The following is an 18,338-nucleotide window of genomic DNA, read 5'->3' on the forward strand; positions in this document are numbered from 1 at the left end:
CCTCGGCGCCCCCACCCGGCTTCTCGTTCTCGCTGCTCACAGCCAAATTCCTACCAGACACCACTGACAGCGGCCCGGCCCCGGACGCACCGCGGCCCCGGACCGCACCGGTCCGGGGCCGCCGTGGAGCCGGGTCGGTTACAGACCCGCGGCCGTGCGCAGCGCGTCCACGCGGTCCGTGCGCTCCCAGGTGAAGTCGGGGAGCTCGCGGCCGAAGTGGCCGTACGCGGCGGTCTGGGCGTAGATCGGGCGGAGCAGGTCGAGGTCGCGGATGATGGCCGCCGGGCGGAGGTCGAAGACCTCGGTGATGGCGGTCTCGATCTTGTCCGTGTCGACCGTGGCGGTGCCGAAGGTCTCGACGAAGAGGCCGACCGGCTCGGCCTTGCCGATCGCGTACGCGACCTGGACCTCGCAGCGGGCCGCGAGGCCGGCGGCGACGACGTTCTTCGCCACCCAGCGCATCGCGTACGCGGCGGAGCGGTCGACCTTGGACGGGTCCTTGCCGGAGAAGGCGCCGCCGCCGTGGCGGGCCATGCCGCCGTAGGTGTCGATGATGATCTTGCGGCCGGTGAGGCCGGCGTCGCCCATCGGGCCGCCGATCTCGAAGCGGCCGGTCGGGTTGACCAGCAGGCGGTAGCCGTCCGTGTCGAGCTTGATGCCGTCCTCGACGAGCTGCTTGAGCACGTGCTCCACGACGAACTCGCGGATGTCGGGGGCGAGCAGCGAGTCGAGGTCGATGTCGCTCGCGTGCTGCGAGGAGACGACGACGGTGTCGAGGCGGACGGCCTTGTCGCCGTCGTACTCGATGGTGACCTGGGTCTTGCCGTCGGGGCGCAGGTAGGGGATGGTCCCGTTCTTGCGCACCTCGGAGAGCCGGCGCGAGAGGCGGTGCGCCAGGTGGATCGGGAGCGGCATCAGCTCGGGCGTCTCGTCGCAGGCGTAGCCGAACATCAGGCCCTGGTCGCCGGCGCCCTGCTTGTCGAGCTCGTCCTCGTCGCCCTCGACACGCTTCTCGTACGCGGTGTCGACGCCCTGCGCGATGTCCGGGGACTGCGCGCCGATGGAGACCGAGACGCCGCAGGACGCGCCGTCGAAGCCCTTCTTCGACGAGTCGTACCCGATCTCCAGGATCTTGTCCCGGACCAGCTGGGCGATGGGCGCGTACGCCTTGGTCGTGACCTCGCCCGCGACGTGGACCAGACCCGTGGTGATCAGGGTCTCCACGGCGACACGGGACGTCGGGTCCTCGCGCAGGAGCGCGTCGAGGATCGTGTCGCTGATCTGGTCAGCGATCTTGTCGGGGTGACCCTCGGTCACGGACTCCGAGGTGAACAGACGACGGGACACAATGCTCCCTGGGGTTGCAGCGGCTGCTGGCTGATCATGGGTGGAACGGGCCGGAGGCTGCGCCCGACGTCATTCCACCACCAGTTTATCGGTCGGTGCCGCTCACCGGGCCACTTGTCTCGCACATTGAAAGCTCTGTGACCTGCGACACCGCGTGCCGCGGTACGGGAATCGGTCTCCATCGGCGGCTCGCGGAGCGGTTTTTGGCGGGTTTGGCACCGCCCTCGGGTGGCGGGTGAATTTATCCGAAACGCGGGGCGACGAGATCCCACACCACGTCGGCGAGTGCCTCTTTCGGCCCGTACGGGACCGGGGTCTCCGTCCCGTCGGCGGCCAGCACGACCGCCTCGTTCTCCTCGGCACCGAAGGTCTTGCGCTCCCCCACCTCGTTGACGACCAGCAGGTCGCAGCCTTTTCGCGTCAGCTTGCGGCGGCCGTTGGCCAGGACGTCGTCGGTCTCGGCGGCGAAGCCGACGATCACCTGGCCCGGGCGTGTCCGGTCGGCGGAGAGCTCGGCGAGGACGTCGGGGTTGCGGACCAGGGTGAGCGGTGCGGGCTCCTCGCCGTCCTTCTTCTTGATCTTCCCGGCGGCGTACGTCTCCGGCCGGAAATCGGCCACGGCCGCCGCCATGACCACCGCGTCCGCGTCCGCGGCGGCCTTCAGCACGGCCTCCCGCAGTTGAACGGCGGTGCCCACCCGGACGACGTCGGCACCGGCCGGGTCGGGCAGCCCGGTGTTGGCCTCGATCAGCGTGACGCGGGCGCCCCGGGCCACGGCGGTGCGGGCCAGGGCGTACCCCTGCTTCCCGGAGGAACGGTTCCCCAGGTAGCGGACCGGGTCCAGCGGCTCGCGCGTGCCGCCCGCGCTGACCACCACATGGCGGCCTTCGAGGTCCCGCTCGCCGGTCCCGCGGGCCAGCACCCTGCGGCACACCTCGAAGATCTCGCCGGGGTCGGGCAGCCGGCCCTTGCCGGTGTCGACGCCGGTGAGGCGGCCGACGGCGGGCTCGATGACGACCGCGCCCCGGCGGCGCAGCGTCGCCACGTTCTCCTGGGTGGCGGGGTGCTCCCACATCTCGGTGTGCATCGCCGGGGCGAAGACGACCGGGCAGCGGGCGGTGAGCAGGGTGTTGGTGAGCAGGTCGTCGGCGAGGCCGTGGGCCGCCTTGGCCAGCATGTCGGCGGTGGCGGGGGCGACGACGACGAGGTCGGCCTGCTGGCCGATCCGTACGTGCGGCACCTCGTGGACGTCGTTCCACACCTCGGTGGAGACCGGGTGCCCGGAGAGCGCCGACCAGGTGGCCGCCCCCACGAAGTGCAGCGCCGACGCGGTCGGCACCACGCGCGTGTCGTGCCCGGACTCGGTCAGCCTGCGCAGCAGCTCGCACGCCTTGTAGGCGGCGATCCCGCCGCTGACCCCCAGAACGACCTTCGGCTTGTCCACCGCGTCTCCCCGCATTCGGATACGTACCCCCCTATGACACACCACAGGCCCGGCAGTCACACTGCCGGGCCTGTGGTCACACGTTTTCGAAGCCTTACTGGGCCGGGCCCTCGATGGCCTCGGAGGTCAGCAGACCCGCGTTGATCTCACGAAGCGCGATGGAGAGCGGCTTCTCGTGGACGTGGGTGTCCACCAGGGGGCCGACGTACTCCAGCAGGCCCTCACCGAGCTGCGAGTAGTACGCGTTGATCTGACGGGCGCGCTTGGCCGCGTAGATCACGAGGCTGTACTTCGAGTCGGTTGCTTCGAGCAGCTCATCAATCGGCGGGTTGATGATGCCCTCGGGCGTGGTGATGGAAGAGGACACGTCTGCCTTCCGAAGGGGTGAAAAATCAAAGAACTTTCATCAAGGCTAGCAGCTCGCGCGCTACATCCTCGACGGAGGTATTGACCAGGGTCGTATCGAACTCCGACTCCGCGGCCAGTTCCACCTTGGCGGCGGCGAGCCTGCGCTCGATGACCTCGGGCGCCTCGGTGCCGCGGCCGGTGAGCCGGCGGACCAGCTCGTCCCAGCTCGGCGGGGCCAGGAAGACGAGCTGGGCCTCCGGCATCGATTCGCGCACCAGCCGGGCGCCCTGGAGGTCGATCTCCAGGAGGACCGGCTCACCGGCCTCCAGGCGGTCCAGGACGGCGCGGCGGGGCGTGCCGTAGCGGTTTCCCGCGAATTCGGCCCATTCGAGCAGTTCGCCATTGGCGACCAGCTTGTCGAATTCCTCGTCGTCCACGAAGAAATAGTGGACGCCGTGGCGTTCGCCGGGGCGCGGCTTACGGGTCGTCGCCGACACCGAGAGCCAGACCTCGGGGTGGACCTTGCGCATATGAGCGACGACCGTGCTCTTGCCGACCCCGGAGGGGCCGGAGAGCACGGTCAGTCGCGGACGTGCGTCCGGGGGTACGGGGGAAGACCCCCGGAGTGAAGCTGCCATGCACCGATTATTCCAGCTTCCCGGGGGTGCCCGGGACGTCAGGCCCCGGAGCCGCCGAACTCACGCTCCAGGGATGCGATCTGATTGGAGCCGAGACCCCGCACTCGGCGGCTCTCGGAGATCCCCAGCCGCTCCATGATCTGCTTGGCCCGGACCTTGCCCACGCCGGGCAGGGACTCAAGGAGGGCGGAGACCTTCATCTTCCCGATGACGTCGTTCTCCTGGCCCTGCTTGATGACCTCGTGGAGGGAGGCGCCGGAGTGCTTGAGTCGATTCTTGACCTCGGCCCGCTCCCGGCGAGCCGCGGCGGCCTTTTCGAGCGCGGCTGCGCGCTGTTCAGGGGTAAGGGGCGGAAGAGCCACGCCTACGTCACCTCGGATGTCGAACTGTCGGATACGGACCGGTGCGGAAGCTGGTCGCCACCACACCAGGCGAGCAACGAGCGACGCGGAATGCCCGTTCGCTCGTCTCTGCTCTCGTCGGAGACTAGCGGCCTGGACCGCTCCAGTCAGCGAGAACAGACGAAAAGTCCTGGTCAGCCTCTGCCGACCAGGACATTCGCGACATAACACCCCGGTTTTGGGTAAGGAATGCGTCAACCTTTGGCGCGCGGACTCGCCCGAGCACCGCGCGGACCTCTAGGCCGAGGCCACCGCCGTGCGGATCTCGTCCGCGAAACGGGCCGCCGCGTCCTGCAGCCCCACGAGGTCGGGACCGTGACGCAGAACACCCCGGCTGACGTTCGGGACCACGTTGCGCACGGCCGCGCCGAACACCGCGGGCAGGTCCGCGGCCGTCGCGCCCTGCGCCCCGATGCCCGGAGCCAGCAGCGGCCCGTTGATGTCGAGGTCGAAGGCGGACAGATCGCCCAGCGTCGCCCCCACCACGGCGCCGAAGGAGCCCAGCGGGGCCGCGTCCGCGTTCTCGTCCGCCAGGTGCGCCAGCATCGTCGCGCCGATCGTGCGGCCGTCCTCGCGCACCGCGCGCTGCACCTCCGCGCCCTCCGGGTTGGAGGTCAGGGCGAGCACGAAGAGCCCGGCGCCGCTCTCGCGGGCCAGCTCCACGGCGGGCTTCAGCGAGCCGTAGCCGAGGTAGGGCGAGACGGTGAGCGCGTCGGAGAACAGCGGCGCGTCCGGGTGCAGGAAGGTCTCGGCGTACGCGGCCATGGTGGAGCCGATGTCGCCGCGCTTGGCGTCCATCAGGACCAGCGTGCCGGCCGCGCGGGCGTCCGCCACGGTCCGCTCCAGGACCGCGATGCCGCGCGAGCCGAAGCGCTCGAAGAACGCCGCCTGCGGCTTGAAGACGGCGACCCGCTCGGCCAGGGCCTCGACGACCGAGCGCGAGAACCGCTCCACGCCCGCCACGTCGTCGCTGAGACCCCACTCGGCGAGCAGGGAGGCGTGCGGGTCGATGCCGACGCAGAGCGGACCGCGCTCGTCCATGGCGTGGCGCAGCCGCGCGCCGAAGGGAAGACTCACTTGGGGGCCTTTCGGGTCTCGGCGCCGACCGCCTCGGCGAGGGTGGCGTACGGGGAGGCGGCGAGCCGGGCCGCGAGGCCCTTGTGGATCGCCCGGCCCCAGAAGGGGCCCTCGTAGATGAAGGCGCTGTAACCCTGGACCAGGGTGGCCCCGGCGAGGATCCGCTGCCAGGCGTCCTCGGCCGTCTCGATGCCGCCGACGCCGACCAGGGTGAGGGAGTCGCCCACGCGCGCGTAGAGGCGGCTCAGGACCTCCAGGGAGCGGTCCTTGAGGGGGGCGCCGGAGAGGCCGCCGGTCTCCTTGACGAGCGCCGGGTCGGACTTCAGGCCGAGGCCCTCGCGCGCGATGGTGGTGTTGGTGGCGATGATGCCGTCCAGGCCGAGCTCGACGGCCAGGTCCGCGACCGCGTCCACGTCCTCGTCGGCGAGGTCCGGGGCGATCTTGACGAGCAGCGGCACCCGCCGGTCGGTCACCGTACGGTCGGCGGCCTCGCGCACCGCGGTGAGCAGCGGGCGCAGCGACTCGGTCGCCTGGAGGTTGCGCAGCCCGGGGGTGTTGGGCGAGGAGACGTTGACGACGAGGTAGTCGGCGTGCGCGGCGAGACGCTCGGTCGACTTCACGTAGTCGGCGGCGGCGTCCGCCTCGGGGACGGTCTTGGTCTTGCCGATGTTGACGCCGACCGTCGTACGGAAGACAGCCCGGCGGGCGGCGAGGCGCTCGGCGACGGCCGCCGAGCCCTCGTTGTTGAAGCCCATGCGGTTGATCAGGGCGCGGTCCTGGACCAGCCGGAACAGCCGCTTCCTGGGGTTGCCGGGCTGGGCCTCGCCGGTGACCGTGCCGATCTCGACGTGGTCGAAGCCGAGCATCGACATGCCGTCGATCGCCACGGCGTTCTTGTCGAAGCCGGCGGCGAGACCGAAGGGGCCGTGCATACGCAGCCCGAACGCCTCGGTGCGCAGCTCCTTGTGGCGGGGCGCGAGGACGGCCGCGACGAAGGTGCGCAGGACGGGGATCCGGGCGGCGAGGCGGATCCAGCGGAAGGCCAGGTGGTGGGCCTGCTCCGGGTCCATCCGCTTGAAGACCAGGTGGAAGAAGAGCTTGTACATGTCTCAGTCCTCATGCGGAGGGGGACACCGGATTCCGGTGTCCCCCTCGGGCGGTTGCTAGTCGCGGGCCGCGGTCAGGTGCTCCGCGTGTTCCTGGAGCGAGCGCACTCCCACGTCGCCGTGGTTGAGGGCGTCGATGCCCTGGACGGCGGCGGCGAGGGCCTGGACGGTGGTCAGGCAGGGCACGCTGCGGGCGACGGCGGCGGTGCGGATCTCATATCCGTCGAGACGGCCGCCGGTGCCGTAGGGGGTGTTGACGATGAGGTCGACCTGACCGTCGTGGATGAGCTGCACGATGGTCTTCTCCCCCGCCGGGCCCTCACCCTCGGACTGCTTGCGCACCACGGTGGCATTGATCCCGTTGCGCTTGAGGACCTCCGCGGTGCCGGAGGTGGCGAGGAGTTCGAAGCCGTGGGCGACCAGCTCCCGGGCCGGGAAGATCATCGACCGCTTGTCACGGTTGGCGACCGAGATGAACGCCCGCCCCTTCGTCGGCAGCGGGCCGTAGGCGCCGGCCTGGGACTTGGCGTAGGCGGTGCCGAACACCGTATCGATACCCATCACCTCACCCGTGGAACGCATCTCCGGACCCAGGACGGTGTCGACGCCGCGGCCGTGGATGTCACGGAAACGCGACCAGGGCATGACGGCTTCCTTCACCGAGATCGGCGCGTCCAGCGGCAGCGTGCCCCCGTCCCCACTCCGCGGCAGCAGACCTTCTGCGCGCAGCTCGGCGATGGTGGCGCCCAGCGAGATCCGGGCGGCGGCCTTCGCGAGTGGCACCGCGGTCGCCTTCGAAGTGAACGGCACGGTGCGGGAGGCGCGGGGGTTGGCTTCCAGGACGTAGAGGATGTCCCCCGCCATCGCGAACTGAATGTTGATCAGACCCCGCACGCCGACGCCCTTGGCGATGGCCTCGGTGGAGGCGCGCAGGCGCTTGATGTCGAAGCCGCCCAGCGTGATCGGGGGCAGCGCGCACGCCGAGTCACCGGAGTGGATCCCCGCCTCCTCGATGTGCTCCATGACCCCGCCGAGGTAGAGCTCGGTGCCGTCGTAGAGGGCATCGACGTCGATCTCGATGGCGTCGTCGAGGAAACGATCGACCAGAACGGGGCGGGTCGGGGAGATCTCGGTGGACTCCGCGATATACGACTCCAGGCGCGTCTCGTCGTAGACGATCTCCATGCCGCGTCCGCCCAGGACGTAGGAGGGACGGACCAGGACCGGATAGCCGATCTCGTCCGCGATCGCCTTCGCCCCCGCGAACGTCGTCGCCGTGCCGTGCTTCGGCGCCGGCAGCCCCGCCTCCGCCAGGACCTGGCCGAACGCTCCGCGGTCCTCAGCGGCGTGGATCGCCTCCGGCGGAGTGCCCACCACCGGCACCCCGTTGTCCTTCAGCGCCTGCGCCAGACCCAGCGGCGTCTGCCCGCCCAGCTGGACCACCACGCCCGCGACCGGGCCGGCCAGCGTCTCCGCGTGGACGATCTCCAGCACATCTTCCAGGGTGAGCGGCTCGAAGTAGAGGCGGTCGGAGGTGTCGTAGTCGGTGGAGACGGTCTCCGGATTGCAGTTGACCATCACCGTCTCGTAGCCCGCATCGCTCAGCGCGAACGAGGCATGCACACAGGAGTAGTCGAACTCGATGCCCTGCCCGATACGGTTCGGACCCGACCCCAGAATGATCACCGCGGGCTTCTCGCGGGGCGCGACCTCGCACTCCTCGTCATAGGAGGAGTAGAAGTACGGGGTCTTCGCCGCGAACTCCGCCGCACAGGTGTCGACCGTCTTGTAGACGGGGCGGACGCCCAGGGCGTGGCGGACCTCGCGCACCACGTCCTCGCGCAGACCCCGGATCTCAGCGATCTGGGCGTCGGAGAAGCCGTGCCGCTTGGCTTCGGCCAGCAGCCCGGGTTCCAGCTTGCCCGCCGCCGCCAGTTCGTCCGCGATCTCCTTGATCAGGAACAGCTGGTCCACGAACCACGGATCAATCCGGGTGGCGCCGAACACCTCCTCGGGCGTGGCGCCTGCGCGGATGGCCTGCATCACGGTGTTGATCCGCCCGTCCGTGGGACGCACCGCCTCGCGCAGCAGCTCCGCCTTGTCGCCGGGCTCGCCGGTGAAGGTGAACTGGCTGCCCTTCTTCTCCAGCGAACGCAGCGCCTTCTGCAACGCCTCGGTGAAGTTCCGGCCGATCGCCATCGCCTCCCCCACCGACTTCATCGTCGTCGTCAGCGTCGAGTCCGCGGAGGGGAACTTCTCGAACGCGAACCGCGGGGCCTTCACCACCACATAGTCCAGCGTCGGCTCGAACGACGCCGGAGTCTTCTCGGTGATGTCGTTGGGGATCTCGTCCAGCGTGTAACCCACAGCAAGCTTCGCTGCGATCTTCGCGATCGGGAAACCCGTCGCCTTCGACGCCAGCGCCGAGGAGCGCGAGACGCGCGGGTTCATCTCGATGACGATGACACGCCCGTCCGCCGGGTCGATCGCGAACTGGATATTGCAGCCGCCGGTGTCGACGCCGACCTCGCGGATGATCGCGATACCGATGTCCCGCAGCCGCTGGTACTCCCGGTCGGTGAGCGTCATCGCCGGGGCCACCGTGATCGAGTCACCGGTGTGAACACCCATGGGGTCGAAGTTCTCAATCGAGCAGACGACCACGACGTTGTCGTTCTTGTCGCGCATCAGCTCCAGCTCGTACTCCTTCCACCCCAGAATCGACTCCTCAAGCAGCACCTCAGTCGTCGGCGACAGCGTCAGGCCCTGCCCCGCGATGCGGCGCAGCTCCTCCTCGTCGTGCGCGAAACCGGAACCGGCGCCGCCCATCGTGAACGACGGGCGCACCACGACCGGGTAGCCGCCGAGCGTGTCGACACCGGCCAGGACATCGTCCATGGAGTGACAGATCACCGAACGCGCCGACTCGCCGTACCCGATCTTGGCCTTGACGGCCTCCACGACGCCCTTGAACAGGTCGCGGTCCTCGCCCTTGTTGATCGCCTCGACGTTGGCGCCGATCAGCTCGACACCGTACTTCTCCAGCACCCCCTGCTCGTGCATGGAAATCGCGGTGTTCAGCGCGGTCTGGCCGCCCAGGGTGGGCAGCAGCGCATCCGGGCGCTCCTTCGCGATGATCTTCTCCACGAACTCCGGAGTGATCGGCTCGACGTAGGTCGCGTCGGCGATCTCCGGGTCGGTCATGATCGTCGCCGGGTTGGAGTTGACGAGAATGACCCGCAGGCCCTCGGCCTTCAGGACACGGCACGCCTGGGTGCCGGAGTAGTCGAACTCCGCGGCCTGCCCGATCACGATCGGGCCGGAGCCGATGACCAGGACGGACTGGATATCGGTGCGCTTAGGCACGCTGGCCCTCCATGAGCTGGACGAAGCGGTCGAAGAGGTAGGCGGCGTCGTGCGGACCCGCGGCTGCTTCGGGGTGGTACTGGACGCTGAAGGCCGGCTGGTCGAGCAGCTGGAGGCCCTCCACCACGTTGTCGTTCAGACATACGTGGGAGACCTCGGCGCGGCCGAAGGGGGTGTCGGAGACCTTGTCGAGCGGGGCGTCGACGGCGAATCCGTGGTTGTGCGCGGTGACCTCGACCTTGCCGGTCGTACGGTCCTGCACGGGCTGGTTGATGCCGCGGTGGCCGTACTTCAGCTTGTACGTGCCGAAGCCGAGCGCGCGGCCCAGGATCTGGTTGCCGAAGCAGATGCCGAAGAGCGGGGTCTTCCGCTCCAGGACGGCGCGCATCACGGCCACCGGGCCGTCGGCGGTGGACGGGTCGCCGGGGCCGTTGGAGAAGAACACGCCGTCGGGGTTGACGGCGTAGACGTCCTCGGCCGTGGCGGTCGCGGGCAGCACGTGCACCTCGATGCCGCGCTCGGCCATCCGGTGCGGGGTCATGCCCTTGATGCCGAGGTCCACGGCGGCCACGGTGAACCGCTTCTCGCCGATCGCCGGGACGACGTACGTCTCCTTGGTGGCGACCTCGGCGGCGAGGTCCGCGCCCGACATCTCGGGGGCCTGGCGGACCTCGGCGAGCATGGTGCCCTCGTCGGGCAGCGCGTTGCCGGAGAAGATGCCGACGCGCATCGCGCCGCGCTCGCGCAGATGGCGGGTGAGCGCGCGGGTGTCGATGCCGGAGATGCCGACGACGCCCTGATGGCGCAGCTCCTCGTCGAGGGAGCGCTGGGCGCGCCAGTTGGAGGAGACCCGGGCGGGGTCGCGCACGACGTAGCCGGCGACCCAGATGCGCCGGGACTCGGGGTCCTCGTCGTTGACGCCGGTGTTGCCGATGTGCGGCGCGGTCATCACGACGACCTGGCGGTGGTACGACGGGTCGGTGAGGGTCTCCTGGTAGCCGGTCATGCCGGTGGAGAACACGGCCTCGCCGAAGGTCACCCCCACGGCCCCGTAGGCACGGCCGTGGAAAGTACGGCCGTCCTCCAGGACGAGTACTGCGGGAGCCTGGGCTCCTCTGGTGGAGGTCGTCATCGTGCGGCGCCTTCCGTCGTGGTGGTGGGGTGGTTCATGGAGTTGATGGCCTCGATCCAGGCGGCGTGCTCGGACGCCCGGTCGGAGCGGAAGCCGGAGTCGATCAGCTTGTCGCCGTGGGTCCAGGTGACGACCAGCAGGCCGCCCTCCGGGAGCACCTTTCCGGCGATGGCCTTCTCAGACCGGGCCTCGCGCAGTGCGGCGGCCGGGATGAAGAAGTCGTTCGCCCCGGGGCGTACGACGTTCACTCCCTCGGCCGTCAGGGTGAGCTCGGCCTTGCTGCGTACACCCAGACCGTGCGCGACGATCCGGTCGAGCCACTGCCCGGCTGTGGTGGAGCCGTGGTAGCGGCCGGTCATGCTTAGTGTCGCCGGGCCGGTCGCCTTGGGCACGGCGGGCAGCTCGGGCAGGTCCGACTGGAGGGTGCCGCGCCATTTCCAGCCCTGGCGCATCAGCCAGTAGACGAAGCCGATGAAGATCAGCACGCCGACGACCCAGGCGATCCGGGCCCCCCAGTGCGTCACCTCGGCCGACTTCTGCTCCGCGGCCAGTGCCGCCCCGCCGAGATTGAAGAGTGCAGGTGTCATGCCAGCTTCCCGTCCACGACCGTCGCCCTGCCCCGCAGGAAGGTGTGGGTGACGCGACCCGGCAGCTCACGGCCCTCGTAGGGGGTGTTGCGGCTGCGGGAGGCGAAGCCCGCGGGGTTCACCGGGCCACGGTATGCCGGATCCACCAGCGTGAGGTTGGCGGGCTCGCCTGCCGAGACGGGACGGCCGTGGTCCTCGGCGCCGCCGATCCGGGCGGGCTTGAACGACATGCGCTCGGCGACGTCCGCCCAGTTCATCAGGCCGGAGTCGACCATGGTGTGCTGGACGACCGAGAGCGCGGTCTCCAGGCCCACCATGCCCATGGCCGCCGCGGCCCACTCGCAGTCCTTGTCCTCGTGCGGGTGCGGGGCGTGGTCGGTGGCGACGATGTCGATCGTGCCGTCCGCCAGCGCCTCGCGCAGCGCCAGGACGTCGGCCTCGGTGCGCAGCGGCGGGTTCACCTTGTAGACCGGGTTGTACGAGCGGACCAGCTCGTCGGTGAGGAGCAGGTGGTGCGGGGTGACCTCGGCGGTGACGTCGATGCCGCGCGACTTGGCCCAGCGGACGATCTCGACCGAGCCGGCCGTGGAGAGGTGGCAGATGTGCACCCGGGAGCCGACGTGCTCGGCGAGGAGCACATCGCGCGCGATGATCGACTCCTCGGCGACCGCGGGCCAGCCGCCCAGGCCCAGCTCGGCGGAGACGACGCCCTCGTTCATCTGGGCGCCCTCGGTCAGGCGCGGCTCCTGGGCGTGCTGGGCGACGACGCCGCCGAATGCCTTCACGTACTCCAGGGCGCGGCGCATGATCACGGCGTCGTCGACGCACTTGCCGTCGTCGGAGAAGACGGTGACCCCGGCGGCCGAGTCGTGCATGGCGCCGAGCTCGGCGAGCTGCTTGCCCTCCAGGCCCACGGTGACGGCGCCGATGGGCTGGACGTCGCAGTAGCCGTGCTCGCGGCCGAGCCGCCAGACCTGCTCGACGACGCCCGCGGTGTCCGCGACGGGGAAGGTGTTGGCCATGGCGAAGACCGAGGTGTAGCCGCCGCGGGCGGCGGCGCGGGTGCCGGTGAGGACCGTCTCGGAGTCCTCGCGGCCCGGCTCGCGCAGATGGGTGTGGAGGTCGACGAGACCGGGGAGCAGGATCTGGCCCTCGGCGTCGACGACGGTGGCGCCCGCGGCGTCGAGGCCGGTGCCGACGGCGGCGATGGTCTCGCCGTCGATCAGGACGTCCTGGACCTCGCCGCCCAGCACCTTCGCACCACGGATGAGGATCTTGCTCATGATTACTTGGTCTCCGAATCGACGGGGCGGGCGTGGCTGACGGCGGGCTCGTTGCCGCCCAGGAGCAGGTAGAGGACGGCCATCCGGGTGTGGACGCCGTTGGCGACCTGCTCGACGACGGTGCAGCGGTCGGAGTCGGCGACCTCGGCGGTGATCTCCATGCCGCGGACCATCGGGCCGGGGTGCATCACGATGCCGTGCTCGGGCATCCTCGCCATCCGCTCGCCGTCCAGGCCGTACCGCCGCGAGTACTCGCGCTCGGTCGGGAAGAAGGCGGCGTTCATCCGCTCTCGCTGCACACGCAGCATCATCACCGCGTCGGACTTCGGCAGCACGCTGTCGAGGTCGTACGAGACGTCGCAGGTCCAGTGGTCCACGCCCACCGGCAGCAGGGTGGGCGGGGCCACCAGGGTGACTTCGGCGCCCAGGGTGTGGAGCAGGTCGAYGTTGGAGCGGGCCACCCGGCTGTGCAGCACGTCGCCGACGAGGGTGATGCGCTTGCCGGCCAGGTCCTGGCCGAGGCCCGCGTCCCGGCCGACCAGCCGGCGGCGCATGGTGAAGGCGTCGAGGAGGGCCTGGGTGGGGTGCTGGTGGGTGCCGTCGCCGGCGTTGATGACGGTCGCGTCGATCCAGTCGGAGGTGGCGAGCCGGTAGGGGGCGCCGGAGGCGCCGTGCCGGATGACGACGGCGTCGACGCCCATGGCCTCCAGGGTCTGCGCGGTGTCCTTCAGCGACTCGCCCTTGGAGACCGAGGAGCCCTTGGCGGTGAAGTTGATGACGTCCGCGGACAGGCGCTTCTCGGCGGCCTCGAAGGAGATCCGGGTGCGCGTCGAGTCCTCGAAGAAGAGGTTGACGACGGTACGGCCGCGCAGGGTGGGCAGCTTCTTGATCGGCCGGTCGGCGACCCGGGCCATCTCTTCGGCGGTGTCGAGGATGAGCACGGCGTCGTCGCGGGTGAGGTCGGCGGCCGAGATGAGGTGACGCTTCATCTGGTTTCTTCTCCAGGAGGGTGGAGGTTCGGGCGTGCGGGCGCGCGGAAGTACCGCACGGGCCGGTACGACCCGAACTCCGTGCGGAGGTGGACTACTGCTCGCCCGCCGGGGCGGTCCGCTTGGCACCGAGCAGCACGGCGTCGCGGCCGTCCTCCTCGGCGAGCAGGACCTTGACCGTCTCCCGCAGCGACGTCGGGAGGTTCTTGCCGACGTAGTCGGCGCGGATCGGGAGTTCGCGGTGGCCGCGGTCGACGAGGACCGCGAGCTGCACGGCGCGCGGGCGGCCGATGTCGTTCAGCGCGTCGAGCGCGGCGCGGATGGTGCGGCCGGAGAAGAGCACGTCGTCGACGAGGACGACGAGCTTGCCGTCGAGGCCGTCCCCGGGGATCTCGGTGCGGGCCAGTGCGCGCGGCGGGTGCATCCGCAGGTCGTCGCGGTACATGGTGATGTCGAGGGAGCCGACCGGGATCTTCCCGGCGGTGATCTCTTCGAGCTTGTCGGCGAGCCTGCGGGCGAGGAAGACGCCACGGGTGGGGATGCCGAGGAGGACCACGTCGTCGGCGCCCTTGGCGCGTTCGACGATCTCGTGGGCTATACGGGTCAGTACCCGCGCGATGTCGGGGCCCTCGAGAACCGGGCGTGCCGCATCGGAGTCATGCGTGTCCATACGAAACGGACCTCCTTCTCCGCCTCACGGGACGGACCTTAAAGGACGTCGGAATTACTCCGTCCACGGTACCAGGGCCAGAGGCCGCCCACACACGGGGCTGTCACCCGTCTGGGGTGGGGGTATGGACCATTCGGCTTGACGCAGCCAAGTAACGCTGCGTAACCTCACAGTGAGTTACCAGCCACGCGGCGGAGCCGCACGTTGTCACAGCGTCCGGGGAGCTATATGTCCAGCGAATACGCAAAACAGCTCGGGGCCAAGCTCCGCGCCATCCGCACCCAGCAGGGTCTGTCCCTCCATGGTGTGGAGGAGAAGTCCCAGGGCCGCTGGAAGGCCGTCGTGGTCGGGTCGTACGAGCGCGGCGACCGCGCCGTGACCGTACAGCGCCTTGCCGAGCTCGCGGACTTCTACGGGGTCCCGGTGCAGGAGCTGCTGCCCGGCACCACGCCCGGCGGGGCCGCCGAGCCGCCGCCGAAGCTCGTGCTCGACCTTGAGCGCCTCGCGCACGTCCCGCCGGAGAAGGCGGGCCCCCTGCAGAGGTACGCGGCGACGATCCAGTCGCAGCGCGGCGACTACAACGGCAAGGTGCTGTCGATCCGTCAGGACGACCTGCGCACCCTCGCCGTGATCTACGACCAGTCGCCCTCGGTCCTCACCGAGCAGCTGATCAGCTGGGGCGTCCTGGACGCGGACGCGCGCCGCGCGGTCGCCCACGAGGACAACTGACGCCTGAGAAGCCTGCGACGCTTCAGCAGAAACGTGCCGCCGCCGGGCCGGCCGGGCCTTCGAGGTCCCGGCCGGCCCGGCGGCGTCCGGCTGCGCGGCGGTCTCCGGTCGGCCGTCCGACCGTCCGCCTGCCTGTCTGCCCGTCCGCCACTCGGCCGGGCATGCCGAAGGGGCCCGCTGTACGTGTGTACAGCGGGCCCCTTCGTGTACCGGGCCCTGCCGGGGCTAGGCGTCCCGGCGAAGACTCGGCTTGAGTTCCTTGAAACGGGCCAGCAGCCCGTTGACGAAGGCCGGGGAGTCGTCCGTGGAGAACTCCTTCGCCAGCTGCACCGCCTCGTCGATGACGACGGCGTCCGGCGTCCCGTCCTCCCAGACCAGCTCGTACGTCCCGAGCCGGAGGATGTTCCGGTCGACGACCGGCATCCGGTCGAGCGGCCAGTCCACGGAGTACGTGGCGATGAGGTCGTCGATGCGCCCGACGTACTGCGCGTACCCCTCGACGAGCTCCATCGTGTACTCGTTGACCGGCGGCTGACGGTCGTCCGACCGCGAGTGGCGCACCCAGTCCGCGAGGACCGTCTGCACGGACTCACCGCGCTGGTCGGCCTCGAAGAGGATCTGGAAGGCGCGCTTGCGCGCCTTGTTCCGGGCAGCCACGGTTAGCTGTTCACCCGGCCGAGGTAGTCGCTGGTGCGGGTGTCGACCTTGACCTTCTCACCGGTGGTGATGAAGAGCGGGACCTGGATCTGGTAACCGGTCTCCAGGGTGGCGGGCTTGGTGCCACCGGTGGAGCGGTCGCCCTGGACACCCGGCTCGGTCTCCTGGATGACGAGCTCGACGGCGGCCGGCAGCTCCACGTAGAGCACCTCGCCCTCGTGCTGCGCCACGGAGGCGGTGAAGCCCTCGATCAGGAAGTTGGCGGCGTCGCCGACGGACTTGCGGTCGACCATCAGCTGGTCGTAGGTGTCCATGTCCATGAAGACGAAGTACTCGCCGTCCATGTACGAGAACTGCATGTCACGGCGGTCGATGGTGGCGGTCTCGACCTTCGTGCCGGCGTTGAAGGTCTTGTCGACGACCTTGCCGGAGAGCACGTGCTTGAGCTTGGTGCGCACGAAGGCCGGGCCCTTGCCGGGCTTGACGTGCTGGAACTCGACGACGGACCAGAGCTGGCCCCCGTCGAGCTTGAGCACCATGCCGTTCTTGAGGTCGTTCGTGGAAGCCACGGTTGCGGAATCTCCTGGACTGAAGCTGGTGGGACCGAGGGTGCGCGGCACAGCGGGGCTAGAGCGCGAGCAGTTCCTTGGTCGTGATGGTGAGTAGCTCTGGCCCGCCATCCGCTTCGGGGCGGACGACGAGCGTGTCATCGATTCGGACACCACCCCGGCCCGGGAGGTGGACCCCCGGTTCGACGGTGACCGGCACGCAAGCGTCCAGTTTACCCATGGCTCCAGGTGCGAGCTGCGGCTCCTCACTGATTTCGAGCCCGACGCCGTGTCCGGTGCACGCTCCCAGGCCCTCCGCGTGGCCCGCCGCGTCCAGTACCTGCCGCGCCGCGCGGTCCACCGCGCGGTACTCGGCGCCGGGCGCCAGCGCCTCCCGCCCGGCCCTCTGAGCGGCGAAGACGACATCGTAGAGCTCGATCTGCCAGTCCGCGGGAGTCGTCCCGATGACGAAGGTACGGCCGATCTCGCAGCGGTAGCCGCGGTACGTGGCGCCCAGGCAGACCGAGAGGAAATCGCCTTCCTCCACCCGCCGGTCCGAGGGCCGGTGGCCGCCGCGGCCGGAGTTGGGGCCGGTACCGACGGAGGTGGCGAAAGCCGGGCCGTCGGCGCCGTGGTCGACCAGCCGGCGCTCCAGCTCCAGGGCGAGGTGGCGCTCGGTGCGGCCGACCAGGATCGACTCCAGGAGCTCACCGAGCGCCTGGTCGGCGATCTCGGCCGCGATCCGCAGACACGCGATCTCCTCCTCGTCCTTGACGAGCCGCTTCTGCTCGACCGCTCCCCCGAGGTCGCTCAGCAGCAGCCGGGGCGCGACCGAGCCGATCGCCCGGTGCCGGGCCACGGTGAGGTCGTGCTCCTCGACGCTGAGCGAGTCGGCCCCGCTGGCCTGGGCGAGGTCGGCCGCGGCCACCGCCGGGTCGCCCGAGGGCGTGGGCAGCACGGTGACCCGCAGCAGCTCGTCGAGCCGCCCCTCCACGAGGTCGCCGGTGGGCGTACGGGGGCAGAGCAGGACGTCCTCGGCGGGGCCGAGCAGCAGGACGGCGCCGGGCGGGGCGCCGCCCGCGAGATAGCGGACGTTCGCGGGGCGCGAGACCAGTGCCGCCGCGCTGCCGGCGGCGGCGCAGCGGTCGCGCAGCCAGCCTCGGCGGAGGCCATACACCTCTGACATGCGTCGAGCGTATGAGGGGCCCGGGGGATCGGCCGTTTCTGCGCGTCCGACCGGGCGCCGCCCGACCGGGGCCGCCCGACCGGGCGCCGCCCGACCGGGGCCGCCCGACCGGGGGCCGTCCGACCGGGGGCCGTCCGACCGGCTACCAGCTGGGCGGGCTCGCGATCGCTCTCGCCAGGACGTCGTCGAGGAGGCGGGCCGTGGTGGGGACGTCGTACTGGGAGTTGTCGATGATGGGCAGACCCGAGCCGTACCAGCCCGCCATCCGGCCGTGGATGCCCGCCACCTCCTCGTCCGAGAGGCGCCGGTTGCCGGAGCGCTCGGCGTTGCGCTCCAGGACGACGTCCAGGCCGGGCAGCAGGACCACCGGCAGCAGGCCGGGGCCGACATGGCGCTTCCAGCCGCCGAGGCCGACGACCGGGCGGTCCGGGAAGACCGCGTCGTCGAGGATGCACGAGATGCCGTTGGCCAGGAAGTTCCGCGCGGCGAAGCCGCAGGTGCGGCGGGCCAGGCGGTACTGCGCCTCGGAGTGGTCGTTCCAGCCCGCCTGCGGGTCGGCGAAGCCCGCGCAGACCCACTCGCGGACGTCGTCGAGGCTGATGTGGGCGGTGGGGACGCGGCGGTGCTGGGCCCAGTAGCGGGCGACCGTGGTCTTGCCCGCGCCCGCCGGCCCGATCAGCAGCACCGCGAGCGTGGTGACGCCGGTGCCCTCCGGGGCCTGCGGCAGCGGGACGGGGCCGCCCGGGGGCAGCGCCACGTGCCCGGTGGTGTCCCGGTACGGCGCGGGGGGCTGCTGGGGCGGCGCCGTCACGCTGCCGCAGGCCCCGGAG

18 protein-coding genes are annotated in these 18,338 nt (G+C 70.5%); 1 reads left to right on the plus strand and 17 read right to left on the minus strand.

Annotated elements, in window-relative coordinates:
- Positions 1-138: 138 nt before the first annotated feature.
- The 13 genes from metK to pyrR form a co-directional block, all read right to left on the minus strand.
- Positions 139-1,347: a methionine adenosyltransferase gene (gene metK, locus ACJA3G_RS10330; RefSeq protein WP_406552611.1), complete on the minus strand. Its 1,209-nt coding sequence runs from the start codon at positions 1,345-1,347 to the stop codon at positions 139-141.
- 241 nt (positions 1,348-1,588) lie between these two features.
- Positions 1,589-2,806, minus strand: coding sequence for a bifunctional phosphopantothenoylcysteine decarboxylase/phosphopantothenate--cysteine ligase CoaBC (gene coaBC, locus ACJA3G_RS10335; protein WP_406552612.1), 1,218 nt, complete (start codon positions 2,804-2,806; stop codon positions 1,589-1,591).
- Between the two features lie 79 nt (positions 2,807-2,885).
- On the minus strand, positions 2,886-3,158 hold the full coding sequence (rpoZ, locus tag ACJA3G_RS10340) for a DNA-directed RNA polymerase subunit omega (protein WP_003970369.1): 273 nt from the start codon (positions 3,156-3,158) through the stop codon (positions 2,886-2,888).
- A gap of 25 nt (positions 3,159-3,183) precedes the next feature.
- Complete coding sequence (gene gmk, locus ACJA3G_RS10345; protein ID WP_406552613.1) at positions 3,184-3,777, minus strand: guanylate kinase; 594 nt, start codon at positions 3,775-3,777, stop codon at positions 3,184-3,186.
- A 38-nt stretch (positions 3,778-3,815) separates the two neighbouring features.
- Positions 3,816-4,139: an integration host factor gene (locus ACJA3G_RS10350; protein WP_016638838.1), complete on the minus strand. Its 324-nt coding sequence runs from the start codon at positions 4,137-4,139 to the stop codon at positions 3,816-3,818.
- Positions 4,140-4,415: 276 nt separating this feature from the next.
- On the minus strand, positions 4,416-5,255 hold the full coding sequence (pyrF, locus tag ACJA3G_RS10355) for an orotidine-5'-phosphate decarboxylase (RefSeq protein ID WP_406552614.1): 840 nt from the start codon (positions 5,253-5,255) through the stop codon (positions 4,416-4,418).
- Positions 5,252-6,361 (minus strand): quinone-dependent dihydroorotate dehydrogenase, encoded by a 1,110-nt coding sequence (locus tag ACJA3G_RS10360; protein ID WP_406552615.1) that lies wholly within the window; start codon positions 6,359-6,361, stop codon positions 5,252-5,254. The genes pyrF and ACJA3G_RS10360 overlap by 4 nt, the downstream gene beginning before the upstream one ends.
- Positions 6,362-6,418: 57 nt before the next feature.
- A complete protein-coding gene (gene carB / locus ACJA3G_RS10365) occupies positions 6,419-9,727 on the minus strand; it encodes a carbamoyl-phosphate synthase large subunit (RefSeq protein ID WP_406552616.1) in 3,309 nt (1,102 codons plus the stop codon).
- Positions 9,720-10,859: a glutamine-hydrolyzing carbamoyl-phosphate synthase small subunit gene (gene carA, locus ACJA3G_RS10370; protein WP_406552617.1), complete on the minus strand. Its 1,140-nt coding sequence runs from the start codon at positions 10,857-10,859 to the stop codon at positions 9,720-9,722. Before carA ends, carB begins: the two co-directional genes overlap by 8 nt.
- Entirely contained in the window at positions 10,856-11,446 is a 591-nt protein-coding gene (locus ACJA3G_RS10375; protein WP_406552618.1) for a hypothetical protein, read from the minus strand. Before ACJA3G_RS10375 ends, carA begins: the two co-directional genes overlap by 4 nt.
- Positions 11,443-12,729, minus strand: a complete 1,287-nt coding sequence (locus ACJA3G_RS10380; protein WP_406552619.1) for a dihydroorotase — start codon at positions 12,727-12,729, stop codon at positions 11,443-11,445. Before ACJA3G_RS10380 ends, ACJA3G_RS10375 begins: the two co-directional genes overlap by 4 nt.
- A gap of 2 nt (positions 12,730-12,731) precedes the next feature.
- Positions 12,732-13,718: an aspartate carbamoyltransferase catalytic subunit gene (locus ACJA3G_RS10385; RefSeq protein WP_406552620.1), complete on the minus strand. Its 987-nt coding sequence runs from the start codon at positions 13,716-13,718 to the stop codon at positions 12,732-12,734.
- Between the two features lie 94 nt (positions 13,719-13,812).
- Positions 13,813-14,388: a bifunctional pyr operon transcriptional regulator/uracil phosphoribosyltransferase PyrR gene (gene pyrR, locus ACJA3G_RS10390; protein WP_358834420.1), complete on the minus strand. Its 576-nt coding sequence runs from the start codon at positions 14,386-14,388 to the stop codon at positions 13,813-13,815.
- Positions 14,389-14,616: 228 nt separating this feature from the next.
- On the opposite strand from pyrR, the gene bldD reads away from it, so the two are divergent.
- Positions 14,617-15,117 (plus strand): transcriptional regulator BldD, encoded by a 501-nt coding sequence (gene bldD, locus ACJA3G_RS10395; RefSeq protein WP_067155757.1) that lies wholly within the window; start codon positions 14,617-14,619, stop codon positions 15,115-15,117.
- Between the two features lie 225 nt (positions 15,118-15,342).
- Here bldD and nusB read toward each other — a convergent pair whose 3' ends face one another.
- From nusB to ACJA3G_RS10415, 4 genes are all read right to left on the minus strand, one after another.
- Positions 15,343-15,774: a transcription antitermination factor NusB gene (gene nusB / locus ACJA3G_RS10400; protein WP_406552621.1), complete on the minus strand. Its 432-nt coding sequence runs from the start codon at positions 15,772-15,774 to the stop codon at positions 15,343-15,345.
- 2 nt (positions 15,775-15,776) lie between these two features.
- A complete protein-coding gene (gene efp / locus ACJA3G_RS10405; RefSeq protein ID WP_329397139.1) occupies positions 15,777-16,343 on the minus strand; it encodes an elongation factor P in 567 nt (188 codons plus the stop codon).
- A 58-nt stretch (positions 16,344-16,401) separates the two neighbouring features.
- A complete protein-coding gene (locus ACJA3G_RS10410) occupies positions 16,402-17,508 on the minus strand; it encodes a M24 family metallopeptidase (RefSeq protein ID WP_406552622.1) in 1,107 nt (368 codons plus the stop codon).
- A 142-nt stretch (positions 17,509-17,650) separates the two neighbouring features.
- The gene (locus tag ACJA3G_RS10415) at positions 17,651-18,319 is read right to left on the minus strand and encodes an AAA family ATPase (protein WP_406552623.1); all 669 of its coding nucleotides are present in this window, start codon (positions 18,317-18,319) and stop codon (positions 17,651-17,653) included.
- Positions 18,320-18,338 lie beyond the last annotated feature (19 nt).

Source organism: Streptomyces sp. YS-3, from assembly GCF_045257485.1.
Classification (GTDB): Bacteria; Actinomycetota; Actinomycetes; order Streptomycetales; family Streptomycetaceae; genus Streptomyces.